Origin of the sequence: Blautia faecis (assembly GCF_020554845.1) — a bacterium.
GTDB classification, from domain to species: Bacteria; Bacillota; Clostridia; order Lachnospirales; family Lachnospiraceae; genus Blautia_A; species Blautia_A faecis.
The window spans coordinates 143,478-170,113 of the sequence record NZ_JAJCIA010000001.1 but is presented as its reverse complement, the minus strand read 5'-3'; the positions used below and the strand labels follow the sequence as shown (position 1 = coordinate 170,113).

Genomic DNA, 26,636 nt, shown 5'->3' with positions numbered 1-26,636 from the left:
TCTCCCAACAAGTACTTTTTTACCATCTCCAACCTAATTGTCCATCCATGATTTGTTCTGAACAAACTCATGGATTGTAGTTAATCTTTCCACACCGTCAATAACACTCTTATGCCCATTTTCATCTTCATCAAAACAAAACGAAGAAAATTGCATACGCAATAAAATAATTTGTATCTATATCATCTATGTCCTGCTCTTCAATTCCAATATAATCCTTTTCAAAATTTTTCTTAGCTTCCAGATACTCAGTAATTTTATTCACCCTTAGCTGTTTCATTGATACGTCACCTCAAAAAAAATCCCATGGAAACACTATCTTCATTTAAGATAATGATACCATGGAATTGTAAAAAAATCTATAAAATTTGGCACCTGTTAAAAGATCAATCTCATAATCATGTTACAGTTACAGAAATTTTTATGAAGCATACCTTATATAGCGGCTGATTGTATGATTGATATCATAACTTCCATTACCATACACACCACGATACCAGCCCGCAAACTGAGCTTCCGGATCATAATATGCTCCATCAATCATTACCCATCCATGTCTGGTAAGACCATCCGCAGCACCATCTCTTGTACCAGAAACGCGACCAAGAACTACATACGGATTATATCCCAATTCTCGTGCCATCGCTGCAAATGTGCAGGCAAACCCATAACAATCTCCACCGCCTGTAGTAAGCATGTTATATGCAACCTCACGCTGCCATCCTTTTTTATTCAGATCCGGCCAGTATGTTGAATAATAGAAATTTCCACTGCTGGTAAGATATCGCCAACAGGAATAAAGCTTTTCAGATTTACTCATTTCTGTAGTTGTAATTCTGGAAATTATAGTCATAAGTTTCATCTTTAGTTTGGCATTTAAATCATTTTTGGCATATCCCTTGCTGTTAAAGGTAACGTTTGCAACCGTTTTGTTTTTTGTCAGACGTCCTTTAATGTCGCCTCTGTAGAGTTTGTTTCCGATTTTGAAAAATCCTTTTATTGCCTGTCCGTTTTTGTTTACATAATATAATTTCTTTCCTACTTGTACAATTTTCGACTTTGATGGCTTGAGCAATCTTCCCTGGAGATCAAAAACATATGTGTATTTTCCAATTTTTGTTCCACCAACTGCTGCTGTTCCATCAGCTTTAAAATAGTAACGTCTTTTCTGAATGGTTTTCCATTTACTTTTCAGTTTATTGCCTTTCTTATCATAGAAAAAATATTTTGTACCTTCTTTTATAAGACCGCTTTTCTTCACTGTCACTGGCTGAATCTGAATTGTATCAGAAGCACCTCCATTTTCTGCCTGAACAGGTACTGTGCAAACAGTCATTACAGATATCGCGGCAATGGCAAGAATTTTTTTTATCCTTTGCATACTTTCTTCCCCTTATGTACTACAACATTCAAATCAGTCTTTCAGACGGCAGACCATTTCCCAAAGCGCCGTTGCAGAGTTAAAGTTCTCCGGAATAATATCTGCCGGAGTAATAGCAATATCAAACTCATCCTGAAGTTCGCTGACAATTGACAAAATTGCAAAAGAATCAAGCAAACCATCATCAATCAGAGTATCACAGGTTTCATAATCTACCCCTGGCTTAATATCCTCAAGAATTTCTATTAATTTGTCCATTTTTGTTTCCTCGCTTTCCAATTATCGTTTTTGCACAAATACCTGCTGAAGCAGGATACATTTATTTTCCAATTACGAGCATAACACAAATCCTAAATCATTTCAATACGAAGAAAGCTCACTTCTTTATACGTTACTGTTCAGCTAATCTGTGTTGCCAGAAGTTTTCTGTTAATTTTTCCATTCTGATTATGAGGCATTTCAGGTAAATGATTGATTTTTCTTGGCTGCATATAATCCGGTAATTTTGACCTTAATGTTTTTAGCAATGTTTTATCGTCAATTGCGCCAGAATAGAATAACACAATTCTCTTTTTAGCCGAATCAAATACACAACAATTTTCATCTACTCCATCAATGCTGCTTACATTTGCCTCAATTTCGCCGAGTTCAATTCTTCTTCCCATATATTTGATCTGGAAATCTTTGCGACCATAGTACTCCAATTCACCATACTCATTGAAACGTACCAGATCGCCCATTTTATATACTGTTTCCGGATAACAGGAATTCAGTGGATTCTGAATAAATACTTCCGCGGTCTTTTCGGGATCTTTATAATATCCATATCCTACTGAATTTCCTCTGACAACCAACTCACCAACACCTTCTGTTATAGGATTGCCATGCTCATCAATCACAAGAACATCACAATTGCTGTACGGAATGCCGATTGGAAGGATATCTTCATCTTTAAATTCCCGGTCTACAATATAGTAAGTACATCCATCTGTAATCTCAGTAGAACCATATGCATTAATATATACCGCATCCGGAACCGCTTGCTGCCATGCCTTCAGCTGTTTTATTGGCATAACTTCACCGCCGAAAACAATGAGTCTGATTGCTGACAGATCTGCTACAGAAAATGCATTTGTATTAGCTATCATGCAAAGTGCAGATGGAACCCAGCTAAGTAAATTAATCTTATTTTCGTACAAATATTGAACCAGATAAGCTGGGAAAAGAAATTTGCTTTTGGGAATCAGGTAAGCATGTGCTTTGGCCGCAATTGTTCCATAAATATCAAGAGCCGTCATAACATAGTAAAACGGAACCTGAACACCCAGTACATAGGTATCGTCCATTTTATAGTCTGAAACCAATGCAACTATGTAACTGGTGATTGCTTTATGAGGTGTGACTACTCCTTTTGGAACTCCTGTCGATCCAGAAGTAAAAAGGACATAAAGCACATCCGTCTCCAGAATCTTTGCTTTACTCTCTTCAATTATTTCTTCAAATATTTCAGAATCATTTAATTCCTCTGTAACAATAATCCTGTCTTCACAAAAAAACTCTTTTGCATTTTCAAAATGCTTCCTGTCTGTAAGTACCAGTTCTGGCTCAAGTACTTCAAATATTTTATTAATTCGCTCAACCGGCATTTCCGTATCAATTACAGAATAAAAATTGCCACTATAAGCGACTGCCATCATTGATGAAATACAGTAAATGGATTTATCAAAATAAAGGGCTACTGGTTTCTTACGAAATCCCGACTTTATAATCGGCATTGCAATCCTGTAAGCCTCTTCCTGAAGCTCTTTATATGTAAGGGATCTTGCTTCTTCCGTAAAAGCAGCTTTATTTGGATGTGTTTTTACAGCATCATCCAGAAAATCTGTCATAATTCTTGGCATATGACACCTCCATATATTAAATTTGGTTTAAAATATTTGCCAACACTTTGGAATACTCTTTTGCAGCATTTCCATTCATATGACCATTATAGTCCGTATAACTGCTTAAGTCGTGAGAAAATGCCTTGAAGTATTGTGTATTAAAATTCAGGTAAGTAATTCCTTTTTGATTAAAATACTCTCCCAAATATTTTGAAGCCGCATTAAAATTATCACTGTAAACTTTCAGTGTGTCAATTGGAATCGGAGTAGTTACAGCTACAAATTCAATATTATTTTCCGTGCAAAAATCAATCAGCTTTCCAAGATATTCCATATTCTGCGGGTTTACCTGAGCTTCTGTAAAATCCTTCATAGACTGCATTTTCAGCTTGGTTGTATCAACCGGATAACGCTCAATCAGGCCACTTTCATGGTATTCCTGGGTATCGCTCTTTAAATGGGAAATATCATAATCTTTATTCCATTTTTGAGAAAAAGTTTCCTTTACTTTTCCAAGCTCATAGCTAAGTGAATATTCATACCACGGAAACAGAACAGTTCTGAAATTGCAGTCCGCAATAGAATTCCAGAAATATTCCAATTTAGCTTTTGAGAAAGGAAACTCGTGATAAAACAGAAGATAATTGTTTCCTTCTTCTTTTTTGGAAACCAGATATTCCGGATCCACTTCATAAATAATTCTGGTAGGCTTCTGCTTCTCTGCAATCAGCTTCGCAATATGATACGCGTCAATTACGTATTCTCCTCCAACGCACATATTGTGACCAGTTCTTCCTGTAATTTCTTCCATTACTGCCGGATCAATATCTGTCATTCCGTGAGAAGTTCCCAGAATAATGTCATCATATTGATTATTTACCACTGCATGAATATCATTCCTCATAAAGGTACATGGATAAAGCGCCATATCCAATCCTACAAGAAGTGTTATACACACAGCAAGTACCAGTACTGTCTTTACGATTTTCTTAAAATTGTGCATAAATAAAACCTCTCGCTACTGCAGTGGAACCAAACAAGCCAATGGATACCAGCATGCAAAAATAAATGGCAGCTGTAACAGGTAAAGGAAGCTTTGCAAGAGACTCGCGAATTTTCACTCCTCTTTCCTGAAGTACACTGACAATAAACTGAATCACACATAAAACACCAATGATCAAAAGAGCATAAGGAGTAAATGCAGTCCCCTGTTTACCTGCCGGAATCATAAGAAGCTGAGATGGAGCAAAACTTGTCAGGGACTGCTTCATCATAAGAAAAGCCTGTCCTACACTGTCTGCCCGATCAAAATAATTACCAATAAGAACCAGTATAAACGTTCTGACTACTGTAAATACGTAATACCAGGTTTCTTTACCGGAAATATTCAGTTTTTTCTTCCAACTGCGATAGTTATCAGCCATAATTCCACTAAATGCAATAATGATACCATTATACATACCATATACGATATATTTCCATGCAGCTCCATGCCAGATACCCACAAGGAAAAATACAATCAGATTTGCTGCACCAATTGGAATAGCACGGCCGATTTTCTTACCAAATACTTTTTTGCATTTCTTACCGAATTTACTCATCCAACGAGATAATGTAACCGGATAGAATACATAATCCTTCATCCAGGTTCCAAGGGTGATGTGCCAGCGATGCCAGAAATCTGCAGTCGATACTGCAAAATAAGGTCTTTTAAAGTTCTCATCCAATTCAATTCCAAACATAGAAGAAATACCGATCACAACATCCATTCCACCAGAGAAATCTGCATAAATCTGAATCAGATAAAATAATACTCCAAGCAGAGCAACTCCATTGTATTTCTCCGGATCACAAAAAATCGCATCTGAAAAAACTGCAGCCCAATCTGCAAGAATCATCTTCTTAAAAAAGCCCCAGAGAATTCGTTCAAACCCTCTGACAATATTCTGACTTTCAAATTTGTGCTCTGCATAAAGCTGGTTTGCCAGACGACTGTATCTACCAATAGGTCCCTGTAAAATCTGGGGAAAATAAGATACAAACAGCGCATACTTAAACGGCTGTCTTTCTGCCTTACATCTCTTCCAATATACATCCAGAAGATATCCGGAAGACTGAAATGTGTAGAAAGAAATTCCAAGGGGAAACAGAAGTTCAATTCCTCTTAAATGTAAATGAAACAGGGCGTTGATATTCTCTATTGTAAAGTTGGTATACTTTACCACGCCAAGCATCCCGAAATTGAGAATCAGCCCAAGAATTAAAAGTTTTTTTGCACCTTTGTGATTGCCGTTTCCTTCTGTTTTTTCAATGAGAAGAGCCAGTAGCCAGGTTACAATGGTGGAAAAAAGAATAAAGACAACGTAGCGGGGACCGCCTGCTATGTAATAGATATAACTGAAAGCAAGAAGAACGATCCACTGAAATCTGCGTGGGACAAGATAGTAAATAAGTACACTTGCCGCCACAAATAGTATAAACAGATTAGATACTAACGACATATTTTTCTCCTAAACCGGACAACAGGCTCTGCACTGCTCCTCACAGTGCAAGAGCCATGTCCTGTATTTGAGTTGCAAAGCAACTGAAAGTCCTATATGGTGTGCCCCTCTATAGGAAGCAAATCTTTTTAATTTAAAAGACCATCATCCAGGCAGCCGTCTCCGCCATCATCACCGCCGCTATAATCATCCCCACCGCCGTAATCATAGGAATAATCAGCGCTATAATCGTAAGAATAATCATTGTTGTCGTAGGAGTAATCATAACTCTCTGTCTGCTGTGCAGCTGCCGCCTGGTCTGCTGCTGCCTGAGCTGCGGCTGCATCAGCAGCTGCCTGGTCAGCGATTGCTTTCTCAGTATCGTATGTACTCTTCTTCTCTTTGGTGCTCTTCAGTTTATAAGTACCATAAATAATTCCATCCTTCTCGCGAAGAGTAAGGGTACCAAGATCCTCAAGTACAATACCGTGAACATCTGCTGTTGTTCCGTCTTCAAAGGTAAGCTGCATATCATAAGTTGGAGCAGTATCCTCAGAAGTTTCTTCCGCTGTCTCTGCTTCACTGTTTTCTTTGGAAAAATATACTCTCTTCTTCTCTTTTAACTCAAATACATCGTCAGCTTCCATCATATTCTCAGGGAACTCTGTCTCATCAGCAGTCTTGATCGCAAGTCCTGTAATCTTTTTGCCTGTACCATTTCTCAGTTTAAAAGCAATGCAGCCTTCTGTCTTTTCGCCAACTGTTTTTAAGTCTTCTTTCTTTTTGGCAGCGGTCCTTTCTTCTTTTGCATCATCAGAATCAGCTGATTCCGCATCTGCCTCTTCTGCATCTGCATCCTCTTCCTCATCAGAGCTGTCTTCTGCAGCATCTGCCTCAGCTGCTTCAGTTGTCTCTGCCGCAAAGCAGCTTACCGGAGCTGCAATAGCTAATGTGCCTGCTAATAATGCCATTAATAATTTTCTCTTCATGATCAATCTCCTTATGTCATTCTTTTTAGTTATAAAAAATCAGAAGCTGATTTTTGTTCTTTTTTCATTATATTTGTAAGTTCCCTTAGCACCGTATTTGAATTTGTATCCACTGTTGACATTTGGGTTATTGCGGTATGTATATGCAAAGTTCGGATCATATACATAAGTGGTTTTGCCGGATTTAATCTCGCACCATGCATGCTCGCCGTCTTTGCCGTTGCGCTGCGGCACAGAACCCATAACAAATTTAACATTCAGCCCTTTTACTTTCGCCATCATAGCAAAAGTTGCAGCCATTACATAGCAGTCACCTTTGCCATATTTAAAGCCATACGCTGCATAATATTCAACTGCATTCTTACTTTTTCCCGGTTTCTTTACGCCGCCGAAATATTTAATTTTTGTGGAGCTCCAGGTAAATGCTTTTTTAAGGTTTCCGCCGCATTTTTTAAGTCGGATTGCTGCCAGTTTCTCTGCTGTGGAAGCTGTGGTTACCACACCTTTTTTGTTGATATGATAATATTTATTTTTGATTTTGTAGCCATATTTGTTTTTTACAAGTTTTCCATTCTTGTAATAATAGGTCTTACCTGCTTTTTTGTAGAAACCTGTTTTCGGTGGTTTGTTTTCCTGCGCAGGTGTAGGTGTAACAACCGGAGCTTCAGCTACAGTTGTCACAGTATTACTGCTGTCCGCGGTTCCTTCTGCAAATACAGGAGTTCCCATTGTAAGTGTCATACTCAGTGACAGAACAACTGCCAATGTTTTGGTAATCTTTCTCATATTTATTTTCTCCAATCTTATATTTCTTTTATTATTTAGAGTCCGTTAATCTAAAAATCCGGCTCCAAATATCATTTTTGCAATCTGCATATTCTATCGGGGCTGAATACCGTATATGATTTCACCACCGCTGATTTTTTTTCCAAGTGATACATAGATATTTGCATATGTCAGTTTCATATCTTTGCTTACACCATTCATACAGCTGGAATAGGATCTGGTCTTGGAGGGTTTGCCAAGAAGTTTGCGAAGTTTCACACCGTTTTCCATATATTTGCTGGCTTTTTTCAGCTGGCTGCTCTTCTTGGCTACACGTACACCATTCTTATCAAAGTAATAAGGGGTTCCTTTCAGGTCTGCATATACACCTTTTTTTACTTTATATCCATTTCGGTCAAATCCATAGTACTTTTTGCCACTCTTCTTAACTACAACATTTTTCTTATAACCGCTCTCCTTCGGCGCTGCATAAGCCACTCCGTTTTTTCCAAAGTACTGTTTCTTATCTGGGCTCCAGCAGTTTTTCTGCATTACGCCGTCTTTGTAATAATAGGTTTTGGAACCTTTCTTAATAATTCCATTTAATAATGCAGGTGTGGGAGCTGCAACCGGGTCTTCGACTACAGCAGCTGCTCCATCACTGCTGCCAGTTGCCTCTGCATTTGCAATTACTGGTGTCTGCAGCATAAATACACACATTGCAGGAAGAAGTAATTTTTTCCACTTTTTCATTTTCTAAATCTCCTTTATAAAAATTTTTAGCTTTGTAACTTTTTCGTACCTTCTCAGTTGAATCATGATTTGCATGATTTCGCGCACCTTGCGGAATACTGTCTTCTGAATAGTTACTTCGCTTTTTATTTTTAAAGCAGTTTCTGCCTTAAAATTTCACACTTGATCTTACAGAATATGCAAAATGGGTAGATGCCCCGAACAAAGGTCCCATATTGTCATAATAAAGCCCATCAATCATTACAAATCCATGGTCGCCAGTGGTGGCAATTACATACGGCTCATATCCTAAAACCTTGGCACATGCAGCAACTGCACTTGCAACACCGTAACAGCATCCTGAAAGATTATTATCAAACATGTAAATGGCAGACTGATAAGGCCAGATCTGAGTTCTAAACTCTTCATCAGTAGGATAAATCCATGGCTTGAAATCAGTATAGCCCATAAGATAATTGAAACAGGTTCTGAATTTCTGGCTGTTGGACATATTCGGAGCAGTATGCTTCTCCACAAATTTCCTTGCTTTTCGCATACACTCAGCTTTAAGTGCAAAAACCTGAATGGCAACTCCTTCTGAATTGATCTCGTATTCCTTTCCCTTTATCTTATAGCTGGTTTTATTTCTGATGAGAACACCTTTTGAATTAAAATAGTATTTCTTCCCCTTAATAGTCTGTAAACCGGTCAGCCGATAGCCTTTTCTTCCAATGAAATATCTCTTGCCTTTCACAGTAAGCCATTTACTCTTCGGCGCGCTGGTTCCGTTCTTTCGGATGTAATAATAGTTTCCTTTGTATTTTATCCATCTGTTTCTTGCCGCATCACCATTCGACAGATAATAGCGTTTTTTGTTCTTATATATCTGCCAGCCTGAATAGCGAATTCCACTCTTATGGAGATAATATTTCCTGCCGTTGATCGTTACCCAACCCGATTTCTGAAGTAAAGTACCATCTTCCTGCCGCCATTGATACCCTTTCTCTGCGGCTACCCAGCCAGGATCAGCTTTCGGTGGAACAACTGCAGAGTTATCTGCATTTTCCTCTTTTGGATTAACGGAAGTACTTTCAGAAGTCACAGGTGTCGCTTCTGCAGTTTCCGCATATACAATTTGGACTGGTTCTGTGGAAAGCATGGCTGTCAGTATCAATACCAGAATGCGACTTCTCTTTTTCATATTCCTTTCCTCCCATATCTTGTTTCATTATAACAGCATTTCTTCTTCCACTGTAAAAGCATTTTTCCATATTATACCAAAGTCATATACAAATTTCCATGTTTGTTGCGTAAAATGTATAAAATTAACTTTTTCGTAAAGATTGACTTTAGAAATCCAGTAAAATCAAGGGTTTTCAGACTATAGTTCTTTTTACTACACCACTTTTACACCATTTTGATTTTCCATCTTTTTCATCTCATCAAATAAAGTCTCATCTGAGACATGACAGTACAAATCCATTGTCATCTGCAATGAGCTGTGACCTAATATTTTTTGAAGCGTTTTAGGGCTCATTCCATTCTCTATAGCTCTTGTTGCGAAAGTATGTCTGAACGCATGCGGAGTGAATTTCTTTATACGAATTCCATCAGCTTCCATTTTATTGAGTATCTCATTTATTGCGTCAATTGCTGCCACCTCCTGAAAAGGTTTACCACTGCTTGTAGGAAATACCAGGTCTTTGAAATCCCAACATTTGCGTTTTTTAATTCTAGTTTCATTCAATAGCTTTTGATGTATAAGTGCATCAATACACGCATTTGTAAGCGGAATTAATCGTTTTCCATTGAATGTTTTTGGCTCGTGCTCTTCGAAATAATACCCGTTCTCCCCATGTATATGACACATTGTTCTTCTCACATGTAGCGCTCGTCTTTCAAAATCTATATCGCTCCAGTACAGTCCTCTAAGCTCTCCGATTCGCATTCCGGTCTCAAGTGCCACAACGAATATATTGTAGAATCTGTGATCTTTAGCATATGTAAGGAACAATTTAGTCTCTTCGATTCCTAGCACTCGACGCTCTTTCGATACTTCTTTACCGATTTTAGTTATGAGGTCTTTCGCAAAATTTTGTGGTACTAGACCGTTTCTTTTCGCTTCGGCAAATAGCCCGTTCAATACTACTTTGACCCTCGTTCTTTGCTGATTGCTTTTTAATTTGTTCAATTCCGCTTGAAGCATCACAGGATTTAACTTCTGTATTTTTTCACGACCTATCCCTTCTTTTATAGATTTATATGCTATCTCATAGGCGCTTAATGTTGTATTTCTACAATTTCCTTTACATGTAGTTATCCAAACCTTATACCACTCGTCTAATGTCATGTTACTTTTTACCAGATTTACTCCATTGTCATCAGCAGTCTGGGCTTTTCGCATTTGGGTTCTTAGATTGTTTAGGTTCTTATCATATAAAGTTTCCCTTTTTCCAAAGCGATTTGTGAATCTAGCTTGATATAAACCGTCTTGTCTTTGAGTGATGCCAATACCCAGTTCTTTCCCTTTTAGTGATTTTCCCATATATACTCCTTTCCATGATGGGGAAAATCCAAATTGAACTTACCCCAAATATATCATTTTAAAAGATATTTCGCAATAACCAGGCATCGACTTTATCCCTGTGAGCATATAATCGGTTTCCTATTCGAATAGTAAAACCATTATCAGGGTTATGTAACAACTCTCTCGCTTTGGTTTCTCCTATACTTAAATAAGTGCACAAATCTTTCACAGTGAGCAGTTTCTTTTCTTTTTTATTTTCCATTTTGACTACCTCCATTCTAGTCTTGATAGTACCAACGGAGACTGTCACCTGCGTACTGAAAAAAATAAGAGGAAATGTATTTAGAGCGAGAAAGACATCCCATCTCTCCCGCTCATCTTTAACTATTTCGTCGCATCTTCAGAAGTTTTATTATACTGGGATGTACTAATTCCAAGAATCACGCCAAGGAATGTATCAACCGCTGTGATAGTTCCGACAACCTGCTCTCCGTATGGAAAATTCCAAATACCAGCAAGCGCAAAGTACAAAGTTCCCAGAGCTGGAAGCAGATACATTGCAATCCATTTAAGAGTGTCATAAGTTTTGTTACTCATGTTCATTATTCTTTTCCTCCTTGCCTATGGCAAATTTGTGAATCGGGAGCTTGTCCACTTCTTTCATAACTCTTTCAGCAGAACCATTCCCTCCCAATTTTTTATAAGGATCATAGAGATATGTTCGTAGGTTTTCATACTCATCCTGTGTTACGTAACCTCGATCTACGTACTGCATACTAAGATACATAATCCGATCATGAGCCAAACCAACAAGCATCTCCGTTTTTACATCTTTTCTTTCGCTTCTTTTTGTTAAATAGGCCCACAGCCCAGAAGAAGCTAAAACTGAGCTAATAATCGTAAGTACCATCTGAAACCATGGTTCCATCAAGCTACCTCCCATGTCGATTCTTGTTGTGACCTATCTTTTATAATCATCTTCTTTTTCACGATGGTTATGGTCTTATTGAATAGGCCTTCGTATAGTTCTAATAAATCTTTTCTCTGAGTTCTGGACATAAGCTTATAAAAGTCTCCCATCCAGCCCTTGAACATTCCTTCAACATTTTCATATGGTATTTCGCCATTTTCCACCTTAACGGCTAATTTCTTCAATTTTCTACGCATTGTATAAATCCGATCTGGATTAATTCGTTTCATAATTTTTCCAGATTCGGTTAGTGTGTATTTTATCTGAAGAAATTTATAAGTACCACTTATTTTGACGATTTTTGTTTTCTTCATATTAATATGAATTCCGTATTCATGAGCTATTCTCTTGATGTTTTCAAGCAAATCCAATAATTCCTCTTTGGATGGACTCATGATATACCAATCGTCTGAGTATCTTCCATAAAACTTTATTCCTCTGACATACTTTACATAATTATCAATCCGATGCGGATAATAAATACCAATCGCTTGCGATAACTGATCGCCCATATTCACGGACTTCTCCATGAATTTCTCACCAGTCAATTTGCTCTTTGGAATCTTTCGGTACTCTAATTTGTTAAATACCTCATCCAAACATGACGCATATTCATCGTCGCTCATGTACGACACATCAACTTTAAACCCATCAAATATAACGTTGAGTAGCCAGTCTATAAATTCGTCATCCTCAAATAATTCAAGCAACTCTTTCTTTGCTATTTCATGGATAATATTATCGTAAAACTTTGAAAAATCGCCAAAGAGAATATAACCCTCGTTTCCGTACAGTTTGTAATATTTCCGTAAATGTACCTCGAAACGTTTTCTTTGCATAGATATGCCACGCCCTTTCAAGGACGCACAATTATCATATATGATTTTTCTTCTTATTTTGGGGATTAATAATTCGTCGCATAGAACATGCCTGACAATACGGTCTTTTACTGGAATACTTGTAATTGGTCTTATTTTGCCTCGTTCGCGCAGTTCAAATTCATCAACAGGACCGTTTGTAAGAGTCCTATTAATAAGATCATCTTGTAGTTCAAAAATATACCTCAAGAAATTAAGAATAAATCTTTGGACAGATTCTTTCCACTTACTGCCTTTTATAGAGGCTTTGTAACCCGCATAGAGATTGTTGGCGTCGCAGAGAATTTCCTCGTATGTCATAATTATTCACCGTGATAGCAATAGTTACCGTAGTAAATTGCGTCCGGCTTTATCATTTATCCCTTTGGTGGAACGGATAACATCTCCTTCCCTGATTGGTTAGATCAAAGAATCCGGACGAACCCCATTAGAGTTCGAAGCGTTGTTGTAATTCGCATTGCCGTTGTTGTTCACATTGGCAAAGTTAGCCGAAGACACGCATAAATACAGATGTTACCCTGGAAGATACGATTTCATTTTATTGTCTCTTTGACGCCATCTCTTTATCAACTCGATTTCTCGGTCAATAGCTTTACTATATCTGCCATAGGCATTCAAATCAACATTGAATCTGCCTACAACACGCTGTAATGAATTGATTATCTGATTGCAATTCACAATACCGGCATTTAAATAATCACGCCTAATTTCATATTCATGCATAGAAGTCGGAAATAAAGATCTCGCAGCTCGTAAGTTAGCAGTCAATAAAGAGGCAGATTTTTCAATCTGTTCTTTTGTACTAAGCATAATATAAGCATAAGCTTGATAATCAACTTCCAATCCTTTTCCAGTTGCATATTGTTCCCGAACAAACTGTTCCTGACTTTTTATCGCAAAGCTTCTCTGCATAAATTCGATCAGCATGTCGTATAACTCCAGCGAATAAGCAATCGCTTCTTCTCTCGACTCTTTTCGCTTAGATGCTAATACGCTCATTAATAATCATTTCCGGTAATTTCAGTGAATTCTTCCTCTGTAATCCAGCCCATTTTTACGGCGTTGCGGACACGTGTTTCGTTCCATACTTTCAGAATATAAAAACGTTTTACTTTCTCGAAATTTTCACTATGCATCACGATGTTCCTCCTTTTCTTTAAAGTTCAACGCCAGCCATCATTGCAATATACTCAATGTCTGACTGCATCTTGATTTTTTCCATTTCAGCTTTTGAAATGTCTCGAAGAACAAACCAATACTCTTTTCCCATCGGAGTAATCTGAACAAGCTCCATGTTATCGTGAACTACTTCTGTTTCACCATCGCTGATGACAACCGGACTACAACAATCTTCAAATATCTCTTTTGTAATCGGAGATTTTGATATAAAATTGTTGCCGTTAAGTTTCAAATCGTCGATAACCGTACCATCGGCAAGTGTAATTGAATAAGTTTTATCTTCCATTTTGAATTTTCTCCTATTCTTTTATGCAGATATTTATTCTTCGGGGCACAAGGCCCCTCAGGTACTAACCAATAAGGAAATACGGACGAACCCCACTAGAGTCCGAAGCGAGGCCGTAACCCGCACCGCCGTAGTCGATCACAACGGCAAAGTAAGCCGAAGACACTACATCTCTCAGCCAATACCAATATCGTAAATTAACGATTGATGGATTGAGCATAGCTGCTGCGAACTGCTGACGACCAGTTGTGTAATTATATGGAACTGTCGCACCATCGCCTCCTGGGGTGTGTACATGGCATCCATAAACCATGATTTCATTCATTAGTTCAACCTGAGAATCGAACCAGCCACCCGCGGAAGGCTTTCCATCAGTAACAGCATTTGTCAGATAATCTCTATGAGTGAGAAGCATGTCTCCGAATGCAGCCTTGATTGTGGTCTTTGCCTGCTCCAGACCTTCTTTGTACATCTTAGATCCAACATAACCGCCCTCGGTTGTGTTTGTATCATTCATAACATGACTGTATAATGCGGAATCCGGGACGATTACCAAATGTGGTTTGGCGAGTTCAGTATCACCGCTATGGTTAAAATAGTTAATATCCCAAATTCTCCAGGTAATACCGTTAATCACCCAGTAATCGCCGATATATAGATTATCAAATGTTCTATTTCTAATTGCAGCTTTCTGCTCAGCCGATACGGATGTTCCAAGATTTCTTCCGCCCCAGATCATTCTGTGCTGCTCTGCTGACACCATACCAGCCAAGTCAATAGCTGCGTTTTTTGCTGTGATTTTCTTAGTACCATTCGTACCATCCTTGATAAGAATATCCCCACTGTCGAATCTTGTCGCAGCAGGATAATCAATAAGTTTACTCATTTCTTGTTCCTCCCTTTAGCAATTTATTGCGTCCGCAAACGCAGGAAGAGTCTTCAAATAATCATAAGCCTCTTCGATTGTCATATTTTCTTTGTACGGCAACTCATATGTAACTGTAGCCGTATATGCTGGTTTCCCAGCGTTTTCATTCTCTCTACTTTCTTCGTCCACATAGGAAATAACAGCAATCGAAATGTGCGTGTTGATTGCTGAATGAACAAACAGGATTCGATGATAACTCAGAGGAATACCATTATCCTGTTTTATAGATTTGCTTAAAGCCATTTTGAATTTTCCTTCTTAATTGAAATACACTGTAAACTGACCAGAAACGCCACAAGCATCATTATTGGTAACTACATTTGTAGTATTCGAAAAGTGTGCCATAACACTGATACAGTTATCAGCTAAGGTTGCTTCGTAATATTCCGGTTGAACGTTCGTATCTGCTCCAGAGCCATACAAATAATTCCCACCTTGTCGAATTATCAAACCCGGATTAGAAACTACGCTTACGGATGTTACTCCAACACATGGTCTCGATAAAGGAATACAAAAATGTAGATTTGCTTTACTGCCTGTAATAAATCCTCCGCCTTTATAACGCATATTAACGCAAGCGTCTCCTGGGGCATAATATGGTCTTATCCAGGTGTCATATAATCCAGAATATAATACTATATCCCTTCCCATTAAACATAATTGACCTCTTTTTGCAACCGCATGTCCATATCCAACAACCACTTGATCGCTATAATTCACGTCAACAACAGATCGATAATTACCAGAAGTATCTGCCACCCACAGCCCATGACCGTTATTAGCAAGAAAATTATCTCCTGTTTTCACATTACTAGCTGCTGATATTTCTTTTCCAGACGATATTGCTCCTGGAGTTGAAATGTCGCCACTCATGAAAGCGAGATTTCCGTAAACATTTATAGATTTATCAAAAAACTCAAATCCAGCACCATTGGCGATTTCGGTTCCGGTACCCATTTTTCCGAGTTTTATGGATGTTCCATCGAAATATAGGATCTTCTGAATATTTTTTCCATTGAATATCGAATATGATTCTTTGGCACTCATTTCACGGGCTTCGATTTTCACACCAATAATTGATCCGCTTGCTTCTATATCCTTGGCAAACAAATCGTTTACGTTGATCTTATCTGCATTTACCGAGCCAGAATACAAATTTGCACCATCAATGTAGATTAAATCTTTGTCTTTTGCCCACGCTACAAGTTTTTTCCAACTTTCATCAGCGACTTTCCTAACGTCGTCCAGATCGCCCAGTCTTGCAGCTGGGGATGATAAATTTCCATTGATAATGACTGAATGGTTCTTAACCAATATAAGAACTCGCTCACCATTTATCGCATTGACCGTGGCACCGCAAGGGGTAAGTAAATCTGAACCATCCATTCGCACATACTTTTCCCCATTTCGAACAACTACTGTTCCATAAACAGCGTTTTCGCTTCTGCTTTTATCTTTGTTCGCAACAGTTTTTGCAAACTGAGATGCAATCTCGTTAGATAACGCCAAAGTCAATCACCTCCATAATTTTGATGTATATATCGCTGTTTCTGTAACTTTGCATCCAGTATCGCAAGTAATTGCCTGTTTCACGATTTTTGCTTTTACATTGTTAATACCAGCTGCCTTATAGTTCAAGAGAACACAATCCCCCAGTCTAACAGGGTAATACCCATGTGAAAATGTCACTTTATATTCCACTGTCGATAGCTTCTGAAGTAATTTTTCAGCATATTCTTTAACTTGATATTCTGTCGGTTCTCCAGAAAAATCTGGATCAGTGTCCCTATGGATTATTTCTCTCCCACGGCTAACCGTAGATGTGGGACTGTTGGAATCTTTGTTTACAACTCGGGCATAATAATTCAAGTTGTTCTTGGAATACACAACTTCAACTACATTTGGAATCCCGTATAAATCGTATTCTTCACTTACATCTGCATACAAAATAGAACTATCATCATCATTGAATTCAGTTACGGGCTGTAAAGTAGCCGTATCCTGAACTGGTAAGAACAGAACACGGCCTAATTCATCAAGCCCTAATTCGTATTTTGCGTTTGCTATAAGATCATCAATAAATGAAATCCATTTATCATCGGTATTTGCTGCGAAATCGAAATACAATTTCTCGTCACAACTAGGCTTCACGACCGGAGCCCTAACATGATTTCTTACAATCCGATAAGCTTCATCCATTACATTCGAGTCTTTTTTGATAAAATATCCGATTGGTGGCGGATTTTCTTTTAACTCAAGTAATGGCGTGTACGAGTCCATGTTAATTGTTCTTACACGACCATCAAACGCCGAGGATGGTGTTTGTACTAAAAAAGTTCCTAATGGATGCCTTTCTTTAATTCCATTTTGAATTGTTACGAGATATGCTCGAATATAGCACTCACCTAACCGCTCATTGATGTTGAAAGAAGCAGATCCTTTTGTCTCGGCGTCCTCGTCTCGCTCGATGGTAGCTGATCTTACAGTAGTAATCTGATCCTTATCTTTCCAAGTTCCAGGATCGACAATATAGTATTCGAAGGTTTGCTGCATAGATTTTTTCCAATCTGGCATTTATGCACCTCCTTCTACTCTTGTCAATTCTATCGAAACTGGTATCGTTAATGCACAATGTGTCTGTGATATTGATACTTTTATATGAGCCCAGTATCCGGTTCCTGATGGTTCTCTTGCGTAAACATCCCCCATCCAAACGGCAAGTCTTCTGAGAGCATATAAAGTTTCTTCGTCATTAGATGGCACTTCCATTTTCCATGAAGACGTTTCTCCAAGTTGTGTCCCGTAATAACTTACAGGTCGCTTTCGTCCAACATATTTAACAAGAGCTACATCTTTGTCATTCTTATCCGATACATCCACATTATACGGAAGTCTGACTAATGATCCTGTCCACGGAGGAGTTGCTACTTCATCGGCTTCGTTTGCCAACGATGAGTCAAAAGAACTCCATGCTTCACTCCATTGAATAATGACGCCGTCTTCTCCTATAGGATAACCTGGAGGATCATAATAAGATACAGCACCGGTCTTGATATCGGTAGCCACGATTCTGTACCTTGCGTAATCTAATGCCGGATGCGGATCAGTAACGTAATGGCCATGCGTGTTTTCAATACCGCTGGCAATTTCAACGAACTCGCCAGTGTATTCTTTTCTGTACACAGCTAATCGTACGTTTGCTGCGAGTTTCTCATTTTCATCTTCGCAATACGGTCGAATGATGCAGGAATACGTATCTGGATCGTATGCAATCTCTGCATTCGGCTCGTCAACTGTTTCATCCCAGCTCACCGTAAATTTGGTTGTCGCATCGCAACTCAAACCGATATTCATCGTTACAGTTACTTTAACCGTATACGATATACCATTTTCCAAATCTAAGTCGTTAGCTGAAATTCCAATTGCTAAATTTCCAGAAGCGTTGAAATATTTTGAATATACCGATTCTCCAGCAGTCACCATATATTCATTTCCAACTTGATCAGTTGTTTCATACCCTTCGTTGGCTGTAATATCAACATAATACCCTATTGGACTTTGTGTTTTTGGACCTGGAATCGCATTTATATAGAATGGGAAAGATGTTAAAGTTGATAGCGCTGTGCCGTCCATCTTACGTACATAAACAGACAATGTTGGATGTGCATATATATTAACCTCACGAGTTGCAGACCATTCACTATACGCCTCAGTAATACCAGACGTTCTAACTCTCCATTTTATGGTTGTGCCTTCTGTATACACTCCAGTATTGATGGAATATGTACTTGCTTTTCCTTGATCATCGTCGGATTTCGTATTTTGAATCGTCTGTGTCGTAATTCTACCGTCAACGTTCAATTCCAGTTGAGCATGTTTCTCATAAGAACCGTCTTGAGAATTATGAATCCAATATAGAATCAACGATTCTCCGACCATAGCTGTTGTTGTAGACGACCAGGTCGTAGGTGCTGAGGGTTCCTTTCCGATAACAACGGATGCCACATCGCTCCATCCAGAGTTTCCTGCACTATTAACCGCTCTTACCCGAAAGAAATATTCTTTTCCAGATTCAAGCCCTGTAAATTCAGCGTGACCGGCTTCGGATTCAATGGTTTTGCTTGTCACCTGGTCGGGATTTGCATCGAAATATTGTCTCTCAGTAGTGTACTGAATCTCATAACTCGTGCAGTTGACAACGCGATCCCAATCCATAGTAATGGAAGTTGACGACAATGCTCTAAGTGTTGTGATTTTTCCTGGCGAAGATGGTTGAGTAGTGATAGTACTCGAATAATCAGACCATGCGCCTTCGTCGTCCATTGTATATCCACGGCAACGAGCTTTATACTTATACCCAGTTTCGATCGTACAGGATATTCCAGCAGATTGATTCTGAATTGTGGAATACCCTGTATAGAACGGATCACTTGTGCCATCCTTGTAAACTTCAAACTCAACCCCGGTAGCCGTCCATTTCGAATCCAAATTAGAAATACTCAAATCAATCTGAGTTTTATTATACTCGTTGATACCGATTTCAGGTGCCGATGGTTTAGACGGCGGACTGGATTTGAAATTGTATTTTTTCTCGCTTGAAAATTTTCCCGTCCAATACGCAACATCTTTTTTATTGACTTTATGCGTCTTGGCAATCGCCTTAACTTTAAACTTTACCTTTGTAGCGTTCTCTGGAGCAGTATACGTACTCTGTTTTACAGTTTCTGTCGTATCAGCACCGACGAACCAGACGCCGTCTCCGGTTGCATAATACCAAATGCATTTATACTCTTTTGTGTGCGATTTACTCCATTTCCAGGTTGCGAAAATAGTACGCTCTGTACCAGTTTGCAAACCGAACTTTTCTATAGTTGGCGCAGATTTAGTAGTAGCCACTATTATCGCCTCCCTTCCACTACCACTGCTCTTGTTAATATCTCGATAGCATCGCTAACGCCGCTCGTATCATCATAAGTAACACCGCCGATATTGTTATAAGTATTACCAAGGTTGTTAAGTTTCTTTCCAAGTCGATTAATAGCATCAACAACATCAGAAGAATTTCCATTTTGATTTTGTGCCATCATTGTCGTGATGGCTCCGAGATTTCCACTTAATCCGATAGCATGATCCATTCCAAGAATTCCACCGATCTCATTTGCACCAGCTCTTACTGCACTTAGATCAAGAACCGGTCGAATTGTTGGAACATTATCAATGCCATTTGAAACTATCTCAGTAGCTTTATAAATAGCCCGGCTTAATCCTTCCCTGGCTGATAATCCAATGTTCGATCCAGCATCATAAGAAGCCTCACTATAATCGACCAAAGCATTCACAAAACCTTGTCCAGCAAATCCACCTATTTTATAGAAAACTTTTGATGGCGAATTAATATCAAGACTGCTTCTTGCTGCTTTTGACGCTTCAGATGCCATCTGTGCTGCGGCTGATGCTGCCGAACTGATATTATCTCTGATGCCAGCTGCAAATCCGCTGACAAGATAGACACCCGAACTATAAAAGCTACTATAATATGCCATAGACGCACTCGCACCGGCTGATGCTGCCGAACCAGATGCGGATGCGACCACGCCCATGCTGGAACGAAGACCTGCTGCAAGACCAAGCATAAGAGAAGATCCAGCTGTTACAAAATTACTCTTTTTATTTGCTACCGAATTTTTCGCTGAGTTCGCAATTGATGACGCGGTTTTCACTATAGAATCAATCGTCCTACGCATTCCAGTGGCAACTGCTTCTGCCAGCTCACTGCCAGCTTCTGAAACCGTGCTTACTCCACTCTTTAAAGAAGTAGCAAAGTCAGTAACAATAGTCGTTCCAAGTATCTTGAAAGAGTCGGTCGAAACGCTCACATTTCCAATAGCAGCTGCGAAATCTGACAATTTGGAAACGCTTCCGCTAAAGTCAATTGTTGATATATCCGAAACCGCAGTACCAAGATCTTTCACACTCGTACATACATTCGTTACATTATCCACAGAAACGTTATTGCAAGCATTAATCCCGTTTGCAAATCCAGTCAAAGCAGTTTCAAGATTAGATGGAATTGACACATTGTTCCATTTCTTTACAGAATCAGCAAAAGTTCCTAACGGCTCAGTGATGCCAACAATATCGGATGGGCCAACAGTAGACCATGCGTACACACCGTTTGCCAAATAGCTGAGATTGGTTCCTAAATCTTCTGGGATAATGATTCCGTCCCATTTCTTAATGGAATCCGCCATGGTTCCCAACGGTGTTGCCACATCTGCCATAGCATCCGCACCCCATCCGCTGAAGTTGAATGCTTTTACGCCATCTGCAAGATTACTAAGTCCATCTCCAATTCCGTCTGGAACAATTACATCTTTCCATTTTGAAATTGAGTCAGCTAAATCGCCAAGTGGAATCGCCATCGCACCAATAGCATCGGCTCCCCATCCACTGAAATTAAATTTCTGAACACCTGTGGCAAGAGATCCTAGTTGTGTTCCTAATCCATCTGGAACAATAACCCCAGACCATCGCTTTACCGAATCTGCCAGGTTACCAAGAGGTTCAGCCATAGCAGCAATTGCAGCCGCGCCAAATCCGGAAAAGGTATTCAGCAATCCGCCTAATGCAGTTTCACCAAGAGCTCCAGCCATAGCTGTTAAACCACGACCGATTTCATCCCAATCCATGGTGCCAAAAATCGTCAATGCATTGGCAAGTTCGCCTAAGCCTTGCACGCCAAGAGTAAGCGATGCGCTACCGATAAGCGAACCCAAACCTCCAAGATTGCCAACCAGGGCAGATACAACTCCAACCTCCGTTAAGGCGCCACCCATTCCGACAAGACCTTTTGCAATCTCGTCCCAATCCATGGCACCAATTTCAGATAGTGTTGCAGCAATAGGTTCTAATGACTGAGCAGCAATAAGAACGGCAGTTCCACCCAGAAGCGAGCCGAAGCCTCCACTAAGGCTTAACACGCTTAATGCTGCTGTAAACTCAGCAAGTGCGCCGCCCATTCCCGCTAATCCTTTGCCAATTTCTTCCCAGGAAAGAGAACCGATATTCGAAAGTGCTATTGCAATAGGTTCTAAAGCTTGAACGGCTATAAGAATACCAGTTGCTCCAAGAAGAGAGCCAAATCCACCAACCGCACTAAGAATACCAAGCGAAGCCGTTAACTCGCCCAAAGCACCACCCATCGCAGCTAAACCTTTACCGATTTCATCCCACGATAGAGCACCGAGTCTTTCGAGATTCTCTGATATTTCATCAAGAGATTGTACAGCCACAAGAAGACCAGTTCCTCCTAAAAGTGATCCGAAGCCACCCACCGCGCTTAATATTCCTAACGAAGCAGTAAACTCACCAAAAGCACCACCCATTGCGGCGAGACCTCGTTTGATCTGTTCCCAGGAAAGGTTACCAAGTCTTTCAAGATTTTCTGAAATTTCATCAAGAGACTGTACAGCTATCAGCATTCCAGTACCACCAAGTAAAGCTCCAAAACCGCCAGCTTTGCTAAGAACGCTTAATGATGCCGTCATTTCCGCCAAAGCTCCGCCCATCGCAGACAGTCCTCGACCGATTTCATCCCATGAAAACACTGAAAATTTAGCAAGCGCGTCTCCGAGCATCCGACAGGACTTCGCCAGTGCAAGCATTGCAACACTTGTCGAGAGGGAAACTTTTGCACCATTAATAATCTTCATTGCGGCTGACAATTCGAGAAGGCCTCCACCCATAGCAGTAAGTCCTTTTCCGATTTTCTCCCAGGATAAATCTGCCATTTTGACCATTGCGTCTGCCAATACTTTAACCGCAGCAGCGATAAGCACCATTGATGCCCCAGCTTTTATAAGCCCCTTAGAGCCATTTTTAGAGAGCACTTTTGTGATTACAAATAAAGTGCCACTAAGTTCACCGAGCATTACTCCAATAGCAGACAAAGATGTAACGACTTTATCCGAATCAATTTTTGCTATGGAATTCAGTGCAACTGACAATATTGCAATAGCTGCTGCAATACCGATTAATGAAGCAACTTTTATACCAGTTGTGAATGATGAAATTGCATCTTTCACTCCGTTCAGAAGATCAGAAAATTGTTTTGCAATCTTTGATGTTTTCTTCTCAAACAGACCTTCTATTCCTTCTTTTATAGTGCTCAATACGCCGGACAATTTCTTTGCTACAGCGAATATTCCGCCACTAGCTAATCCGGCAAATAGATCCCCAGCAGAAACATTTTCTTTAATCCAAGAGAACACGTTTTTCACAGCGTCGAAAATATTCGTTGCTGCGTTACAGATTGTCGTTTTTACAACTGAAAATACATCTCCCAGTGACTCTACTTTCTCAAGAGCAGGATCTATCACTCCAGCAATTCCTCGGAATGTATCAAAAATACCGTCAGATAGTTTTGATAAGAATTCGCTGACATTTCCACTTTCGTTGAGAGACGTCAAAAAATCACCGACAGATGCTGTTATGTTCAGCAATCCATCGATGATTCCGTTTAGTCCTCCAGAACCAAGAAACTTTCCAATAGGACTGATTATAGAAGAAAATCCTTTTTTCAAAAGATCCACAGCCGAAAATACACCCTTGAAGGTCCTTTTCAGTTTATCTGAGGTCTCATCACTGATTTTCAATCCATCCGTAAAAGATTTGAATTTATCGATCAACTTACTCAATTGCTTTGAAGTAGTTGGTGGAAATACTTCATTAAAAGCTTCTTTAACAGGCTTAACCACATCGCCCAAAGTTTTGAAAATATTCTTGAAAGATTCGATCAGCTTTTCTCTTCCGCCCAGCTTATCAATTCCATCAATAAGCTTATCAATATTTCCGGTAAGATTCTTAGTCTCAGACGTCGCCTCTTTTAACGCGTTAAGAGTCGATTCATCAACAATGCCAGTAGGCTCAATGCCTTTTAGCTCCTGGAATGCTTTTATTGCCGATTGGGTTGCCGGTCCAAGAATTCCGTCCACACCAGTTTGTCCAATATCAAGACCTTGTTTCTGTAATGCCTCCTGGACTTTTTTCACATCATCTCCAGTAGACCACATATCCAATTCACGGCTAACACTACTTAAATCTACCATTCCAGAACGCAGACTATTAACTGCTTCTTTAAGAATATCTGTAGAAGCTGCTCCGGAACGAAACACTTTTTCCAATGATCCGTATTGTTCAATTAAAGCTTCTACATCCAACCCATGGGATGTCGCGGTTTCTTTTAACTGTTCTTCAAAAGTTTTGGTTTCAATCCCGGCTTCGTTTATCTTGGAAATAAGTTTTTCCCAATTATTTGACAGCGCTCCTTCGAGCAAATTATTTCTACGATCAGCGGAAGCATTGAGCATATTGCTTACCGAATCTGATATTCCAGTAAACAATTCCTTTGCCTGATCGAAATCGCCGATGATTAATTCCCAGGTTTGTGTCCATCCAGACTGAGCAGCCTCTTTCAACGTATCAAATAACTGCGATAGAGTCTTCACCTTTGTTGCAGCATCATTGGCAGTCTGCCCCATTTTGATTATTGAAGCGATCTGCTCATCCGTATAACCCATTTGTTTGAGCTGGCTTTCGGTTAAGTCGCCTGTAAATTTTGATAATGTCTCTGTGAGTACTTCAGCAGTAAGCCATCCTTTCGACAGTGTCTCTCTGAAAGAGCCTTCATCGGTAATCATCTGATCAATTGCAATTCCATGAACTCGTGCTGTTTCTTTTAGTGCATCCTGGAACACCTGACCGCCCATACCCGCATTTACAACTGAGTTCCAGTCTTGAAGCTTAACTGTTCCAGCCGCAAGTGCCTGCGAAAGCTGATACATTGCAGTACTTGCCTGCTGAGATGTTGAACCAGAAACCGCAGCCAGGTTTGCGATACCTTTGATTGCAGAAACGGAAGTCTCCAGATCAACACCAGCCGCAGTAAATGTTCCAATATTACGAGTCATTTCCGTAAAATTGTAAATTGTTAAATCAGCATAATGGTTCAATTCATCAAGTGCCTGGTTTACATCCTGTAATGTACTACCTTTACTTTCTGTATTCGCTAAAATTGTCTGAATGGCATTAATCTGTGTCTCATACTCTTCAAAACCACTCCGTACAGGTTCAATGGTCAATGCTGAAATGATTCGCTTCCCAGCATTCACCGCTGAATTAGTAATATTAGCAAGTGCGGTTACTGCCATAACTTCAAGTGCTGAAAACTTTGCTTGGACGGTCTCCACAGCTCCAGTAAGACCAGACAAATTACATGTTTTTGCAGCTGCGCTTACATTCTCCAGCCCTTTTGAGGCTCCCCGTAAATCCAAACTCTGTTTTAATTTTCCAATTGTAGATAAACTCGTCTGAACATTACTTTCGAACTGTTTATTATCAAACCGCATTTCGACGACTCGTTCGTCAACAGTCTTACTCATATACTGGTAACCTCCTTCCAAACTTCTTCTGCCATCTTGTCAAAAAGAGGCTGGATAGCAGGATTGATATAGTCTCTACCCTGCACCCAACCTCCAGTTCCGGTGCCATGTCCGTACTGCAATATAATCGCAATAGGAACCCCTTTATTCACATGTGAATTGTAAAATTGTATAGCCGCAGAACCGTTTGAATGTTCTATCTCGTAATACCACGAAGAGGCAGTCAGACCTGATTCTACAGGAGTGGCAGACGAAAGGGCGTTTACTCCTTCCCTGCCATATTTGTCAAGAATTCCAAGTCGCATAGTCTCTTTCAGTTTCTCGAAATAACTTGTGACTTTTGAAAAATCGCCCTTTTGTCTGAATGAAATCATCTTATCTCCTACTGTTTCCGAATGTATTCTGCTTTTACAAATCCGTAAATGTTGCTGCTAAATCCATAATCAGCTTTATCAAGGTAAATGTAATACCACGGTTCATCATTTGAATCATAAATGGTGTCGCACACATGCACTGGATTGTTATTCTTCAGCTCTGGCTTGGATACTAACTTATCGTACTCGATTCCTGCCCATTTACGAACATTCAGTACACTGTTTACAGTAACTGCACCAATCCATTTTGATTTCTTTGAAAGTTTTGTTGAACCGGACTCAGTCTTACCACCGTTGTTGGATTCGCCGCTGCTCTGTCCAACATTACTCTCATATTTCGGAATGGCGTATCCTCTGATATAGCCCCATCCAACCGGAATTGAACGCCTCTTTACTTCACCGCCAAGGTTTCCTTCAATTGCCACAATTGTTCCGTTCTTAACGGATTCAACAACTCCAATATGATCGGAATATGCATCGTTAGGCTGCACAGCTTTCCTCCAACCATACACAATTGGATAACCAGCTTTCGGAACAATAGTTCCGTCTTCCTGCCAGATTCCCATCTTCTTGAAAATCTTTACATGCTCTTCAACACCGCATTCTTTACCGATAAGATCTTTCATAGCGGCTTTAATAGCTGCGGCTGATACGGTAGTATCACAGTAAGAATCTCCATACTGAACTTTATAACCTCTTGGTAAATGAGTCGGATCATCTTTATTGTAAATGTCGATAATGATCTTCTGTTTTCCATTTGATCGACCGTAGCCAACCCATGAACGTAAAACTTTCAACAGATCTTCTGCTGATCTTTTACTCATA

26 protein-coding genes are annotated in these 26,636 nt (G+C 39.6%); all 26 read right to left on the bottom strand.

Features of this window, described 5'->3' with window-relative positions; all coding sequences use genetic code 11:
- Positions 1 to 130: 130 nt before the first annotated feature.
- Entirely contained in the window at positions 131 to 280 is a 150-nt protein-coding gene (locus LIZ66_RS00905; RefSeq protein ID WP_173718673.1) for a hypothetical protein, read from the bottom strand.
- A 141-nt stretch (positions 281 to 421) separates the two neighbouring features.
- Positions 422 to 1,381 (bottom strand): transglutaminase-like domain-containing protein, encoded by a 960-nt coding sequence (locus LIZ66_RS00900; protein WP_195409575.1) that lies wholly within the window; start codon positions 1,379 to 1,381, stop codon positions 422 to 424.
- A 33-nt stretch (positions 1,382 to 1,414) separates the two neighbouring features.
- Entirely contained in the window at positions 1,415 to 1,639 is a 225-nt protein-coding gene (locus LIZ66_RS00895; RefSeq protein WP_148462587.1) for an acyl carrier protein, read from the bottom strand.
- Positions 1,640 to 1,779: 140 nt separating this feature from the next.
- The gene (locus LIZ66_RS00890; protein ID WP_195409574.1) at positions 1,780 to 3,282 is read right to left on the bottom strand and encodes an AMP-binding protein; all 1,503 of its coding nucleotides are present in this window, start codon (positions 3,280 to 3,282) and stop codon (positions 1,780 to 1,782) included.
- Between the two features lie 16 nt (positions 3,283 to 3,298).
- Complete coding sequence (locus LIZ66_RS00885) at positions 3,299 to 4,267, bottom strand: hypothetical protein (protein ID WP_195409573.1); 969 nt, start codon at positions 4,265 to 4,267, stop codon at positions 3,299 to 3,301.
- Positions 4,254 to 5,765: an MBOAT family O-acyltransferase gene (locus tag LIZ66_RS00880; protein WP_173718669.1), complete on the bottom strand. Its 1,512-nt coding sequence runs from the start codon at positions 5,763 to 5,765 to the stop codon at positions 4,254 to 4,256. Before LIZ66_RS00880 ends, LIZ66_RS00885 begins: the two co-directional genes overlap by 14 nt.
- 128 nt (positions 5,766 to 5,893) lie before the next feature.
- Positions 5,894 to 6,733, bottom strand: a complete 840-nt coding sequence (locus tag LIZ66_RS00875; RefSeq protein ID WP_195409572.1) for a hypothetical protein — start codon at positions 6,731 to 6,733, stop codon at positions 5,894 to 5,896.
- Positions 6,734 to 6,772: 39 nt separating this feature from the next.
- On the bottom strand, positions 6,773 to 7,519 hold the full coding sequence (locus LIZ66_RS00870; protein ID WP_227200012.1) for a transglutaminase-like domain-containing protein: 747 nt from the start codon (positions 7,517 to 7,519) through the stop codon (positions 6,773 to 6,775).
- 93 nt (positions 7,520 to 7,612) lie between these two features.
- Positions 7,613 to 8,251 (bottom strand): hypothetical protein, encoded by a 639-nt coding sequence (locus tag LIZ66_RS00865; protein WP_227200010.1) that lies wholly within the window; start codon positions 8,249 to 8,251, stop codon positions 7,613 to 7,615.
- Positions 8,252 to 8,399: 148 nt separating this feature from the next.
- On the bottom strand, positions 8,400 to 9,431 hold the full coding sequence (locus LIZ66_RS00860; protein WP_227200008.1) for an N-acetylmuramoyl-L-alanine amidase family protein: 1,032 nt from the start codon (positions 9,429 to 9,431) through the stop codon (positions 8,400 to 8,402).
- A 195-nt stretch (positions 9,432 to 9,626) separates the two neighbouring features.
- Positions 9,627 to 10,775: a tyrosine-type recombinase/integrase gene (locus LIZ66_RS00855; RefSeq protein ID WP_227200006.1), complete on the bottom strand. Its 1,149-nt coding sequence runs from the start codon at positions 10,773 to 10,775 to the stop codon at positions 9,627 to 9,629.
- A 58-nt stretch (positions 10,776 to 10,833) separates the two neighbouring features.
- On the bottom strand, positions 10,834 to 11,019 hold the full coding sequence (locus tag LIZ66_RS00850) for a MerR family transcriptional regulator (RefSeq protein WP_195982825.1): 186 nt from the start codon (positions 11,017 to 11,019) through the stop codon (positions 10,834 to 10,836).
- A gap of 122 nt (positions 11,020 to 11,141) precedes the next feature.
- Positions 11,142 to 11,360: a phage holin gene (locus LIZ66_RS00845; RefSeq protein ID WP_226818718.1), complete on the bottom strand. Its 219-nt coding sequence runs from the start codon at positions 11,358 to 11,360 to the stop codon at positions 11,142 to 11,144.
- Positions 11,347 to 11,685, bottom strand: a complete 339-nt coding sequence (locus LIZ66_RS00840; RefSeq protein WP_227200004.1) for a hypothetical protein — start codon at positions 11,683 to 11,685, stop codon at positions 11,347 to 11,349. The genes LIZ66_RS00845 and LIZ66_RS00840 overlap by 14 nt, the downstream gene beginning before the upstream one ends.
- A complete protein-coding gene (locus LIZ66_RS00835; RefSeq protein ID WP_227200002.1) occupies positions 11,685 to 12,905 on the bottom strand; it encodes a reverse transcriptase domain-containing protein in 1,221 nt (406 codons plus the stop codon). Before LIZ66_RS00835 ends, LIZ66_RS00840 begins: the two co-directional genes overlap by 1 nt.
- 213 nt (positions 12,906 to 13,118) lie before the next feature.
- Positions 13,119 to 13,604 carry a hypothetical protein gene (locus LIZ66_RS00830; protein WP_195982821.1) on the bottom strand — a complete coding sequence of 162 codons (486 nt, stop codon included), beginning with the start codon at positions 13,602 to 13,604 and terminating at the stop codon, positions 13,119 to 13,121.
- Positions 13,604 to 13,741: an XkdX family protein gene (locus LIZ66_RS00825; RefSeq protein WP_255610490.1), complete on the bottom strand. Its 138-nt coding sequence runs from the start codon at positions 13,739 to 13,741 to the stop codon at positions 13,604 to 13,606. Before LIZ66_RS00825 ends, LIZ66_RS00830 begins: the two co-directional genes overlap by 1 nt.
- Positions 13,742 to 13,761: 20 nt before the next feature.
- Positions 13,762 to 14,070, bottom strand: coding sequence for a hypothetical protein (locus LIZ66_RS00820; protein WP_227198800.1), 309 nt, complete (start codon positions 14,068 to 14,070; stop codon positions 13,762 to 13,764).
- Positions 14,071 to 14,134: 64 nt separating this feature from the next.
- Positions 14,135 to 14,956, bottom strand: a complete 822-nt coding sequence (locus tag LIZ66_RS00815) for a hypothetical protein (protein WP_227200000.1) — start codon at positions 14,954 to 14,956, stop codon at positions 14,135 to 14,137.
- Between the two features lie 15 nt (positions 14,957 to 14,971).
- Positions 14,972 to 15,241, bottom strand: coding sequence for a hypothetical protein (locus LIZ66_RS00810; protein ID WP_195982816.1), 270 nt, complete (start codon positions 15,239 to 15,241; stop codon positions 14,972 to 14,974).
- A gap of 15 nt (positions 15,242 to 15,256) precedes the next feature.
- Positions 15,257 to 16,507 (bottom strand): hypothetical protein, encoded by a 1,251-nt coding sequence (locus LIZ66_RS00805; RefSeq protein WP_227199998.1) that lies wholly within the window; start codon positions 16,505 to 16,507, stop codon positions 15,257 to 15,259.
- Between the two features lie 6 nt (positions 16,508 to 16,513).
- The gene (locus LIZ66_RS00800; protein ID WP_226818710.1) at positions 16,514 to 17,572 is read right to left on the bottom strand and encodes a hypothetical protein; all 1,059 of its coding nucleotides are present in this window, start codon (positions 17,570 to 17,572) and stop codon (positions 16,514 to 16,516) included.
- Positions 17,573 to 19,894 carry a fibronectin type III domain-containing protein gene (locus LIZ66_RS00795; protein WP_226818708.1) on the bottom strand — a complete coding sequence of 774 codons (2,322 nt, stop codon included), beginning with the start codon at positions 19,892 to 19,894 and terminating at the stop codon, positions 17,573 to 17,575. It abuts the gene before it with no gap.
- Between the two features lie 2 nt (positions 19,895 to 19,896).
- A complete protein-coding gene (locus LIZ66_RS00790) occupies positions 19,897 to 25,437 on the bottom strand; it encodes a peptidoglycan-binding protein (RefSeq protein ID WP_227199996.1) in 5,541 nt (1,846 codons plus the stop codon).
- Entirely contained in the window at positions 25,434 to 25,811 is a 378-nt protein-coding gene (locus LIZ66_RS00785; RefSeq protein WP_227199995.1) for an HK97 gp10 family phage protein, read from the bottom strand. Before LIZ66_RS00785 ends, LIZ66_RS00790 begins: the two co-directional genes overlap by 4 nt.
- Before the next feature lie 8 nt (positions 25,812 to 25,819).
- Positions 25,820 to 26,635 (bottom strand): CHAP domain-containing protein, encoded by an 816-nt coding sequence (locus LIZ66_RS00780; protein WP_227199993.1) that lies wholly within the window; start codon positions 26,633 to 26,635, stop codon positions 25,820 to 25,822.
- Position 26,636 lies beyond the last annotated feature (1 nt).

Excerpts from the sequence above, each read along its gene's own strand:
- LIZ66_RS00810 (WP_195982816.1), bottom strand. The coding sequence starts at position 15,241 with ATGGCTTTAAGCAAATCTATAAAACAGGATAATGGTATTCCTCTGAGT.
- LIZ66_RS00835 (WP_227200002.1), bottom strand. The coding sequence starts at position 12,905 with ATGACATACGAGGAAATTCTCTGCGACGCCAACAATCTCTATGCGGGT.
- LIZ66_RS00830 (WP_195982821.1), bottom strand. The coding sequence starts at position 13,604 with ATGAGCGTATTAGCATCTAAGCGAAAAGAGTCGAGAGAAGAAGCGATT.
- LIZ66_RS00875 (WP_195409572.1), bottom strand. The coding sequence starts at position 6,733 with ATGAAGAGAAAATTATTAATGGCATTATTAGCAGGCACATTAGCTATT.
- LIZ66_RS00815 (WP_227200000.1), bottom strand. The coding sequence starts at position 14,956 with ATGAGTAAACTTATTGATTATCCTGCTGCGACAAGATTCGACAGTGGG.
- LIZ66_RS00780 (WP_227199993.1), bottom strand. The coding sequence starts at position 26,635 with ATGAGTAAAAGATCAGCAGAAGATCTGTTGAAAGTTTTACGTTCATGG.
- LIZ66_RS00865 (WP_227200010.1), bottom strand. The coding sequence starts at position 8,251 with ATGAAAAAGTGGAAAAAATTACTTCTTCCTGCAATGTGTGTATTTATG.
- LIZ66_RS00885 (WP_195409573.1), bottom strand. The coding sequence starts at position 4,267 with ATGCACAATTTTAAGAAAATCGTAAAGACAGTACTGGTACTTGCTGTG.
- LIZ66_RS00900 (WP_195409575.1), bottom strand. The coding sequence starts at position 1,381 with ATGCAAAGGATAAAAAAAATTCTTGCCATTGCCGCGATATCTGTAATG.
- LIZ66_RS00850 (WP_195982825.1), bottom strand. The coding sequence starts at position 11,019 with ATGGAAAATAAAAAAGAAAAGAAACTGCTCACTGTGAAAGATTTGTGC.
- LIZ66_RS00905 (WP_173718673.1), bottom strand. The coding sequence starts at position 280 with ATGAAACAGCTAAGGGTGAATAAAATTACTGAGTATCTGGAAGCTAAG.
- LIZ66_RS00845 (WP_226818718.1), bottom strand. The coding sequence starts at position 11,360 with ATGAACATGAGTAACAAAACTTATGACACTCTTAAATGGATTGCAATG.
- LIZ66_RS00800 (WP_226818710.1), bottom strand. The coding sequence starts at position 17,572 with ATGCCAGATTGGAAAAAATCTATGCAGCAAACCTTCGAATACTATATT.
- LIZ66_RS00790 (WP_227199996.1), bottom strand. The coding sequence starts at position 25,437 with ATGAGTAAGACTGTTGACGAACGAGTCGTCGAAATGCGGTTTGATAAT.
- LIZ66_RS00820 (WP_227198800.1), bottom strand. The coding sequence starts at position 14,070 with ATGGAAGATAAAACTTATTCAATTACACTTGCCGATGGTACGGTTATC.
- LIZ66_RS00880 (WP_173718669.1), bottom strand. The coding sequence starts at position 5,765 with ATGTCGTTAGTATCTAATCTGTTTATACTATTTGTGGCGGCAAGTGTA.
- LIZ66_RS00870 (WP_227200012.1), bottom strand. The coding sequence starts at position 7,519 with ATGAGAAAGATTACCAAAACATTGGCAGTTGTTCTGTCACTGAGTATG.
- LIZ66_RS00785 (WP_227199995.1), bottom strand. The coding sequence starts at position 25,811 with ATGATTTCATTCAGACAAAAGGGCGATTTTTCAAAAGTCACAAGTTAT.
- LIZ66_RS00895 (WP_148462587.1), bottom strand. The coding sequence starts at position 1,639 with ATGGACAAATTAATAGAAATTCTTGAGGATATTAAGCCAGGGGTAGAT.
- LIZ66_RS00840 (WP_227200004.1), bottom strand. The coding sequence starts at position 11,685 with ATGGAACCATGGTTTCAGATGGTACTTACGATTATTAGCTCAGTTTTA.
- LIZ66_RS00855 (WP_227200006.1), bottom strand. The coding sequence starts at position 10,775 with ATGGGAAAATCACTAAAAGGGAAAGAACTGGGTATTGGCATCACTCAA.
- LIZ66_RS00825 (WP_255610490.1), bottom strand. The coding sequence starts at position 13,741 with ATGCATAGTGAAAATTTCGAGAAAGTAAAACGTTTTTATATTCTGAAA.
- LIZ66_RS00860 (WP_227200008.1), bottom strand. The coding sequence starts at position 9,431 with ATGAAAAAGAGAAGTCGCATTCTGGTATTGATACTGACAGCCATGCTT.
- LIZ66_RS00890 (WP_195409574.1), bottom strand. The coding sequence starts at position 3,282 with ATGCCAAGAATTATGACAGATTTTCTGGATGATGCTGTAAAAACACAT.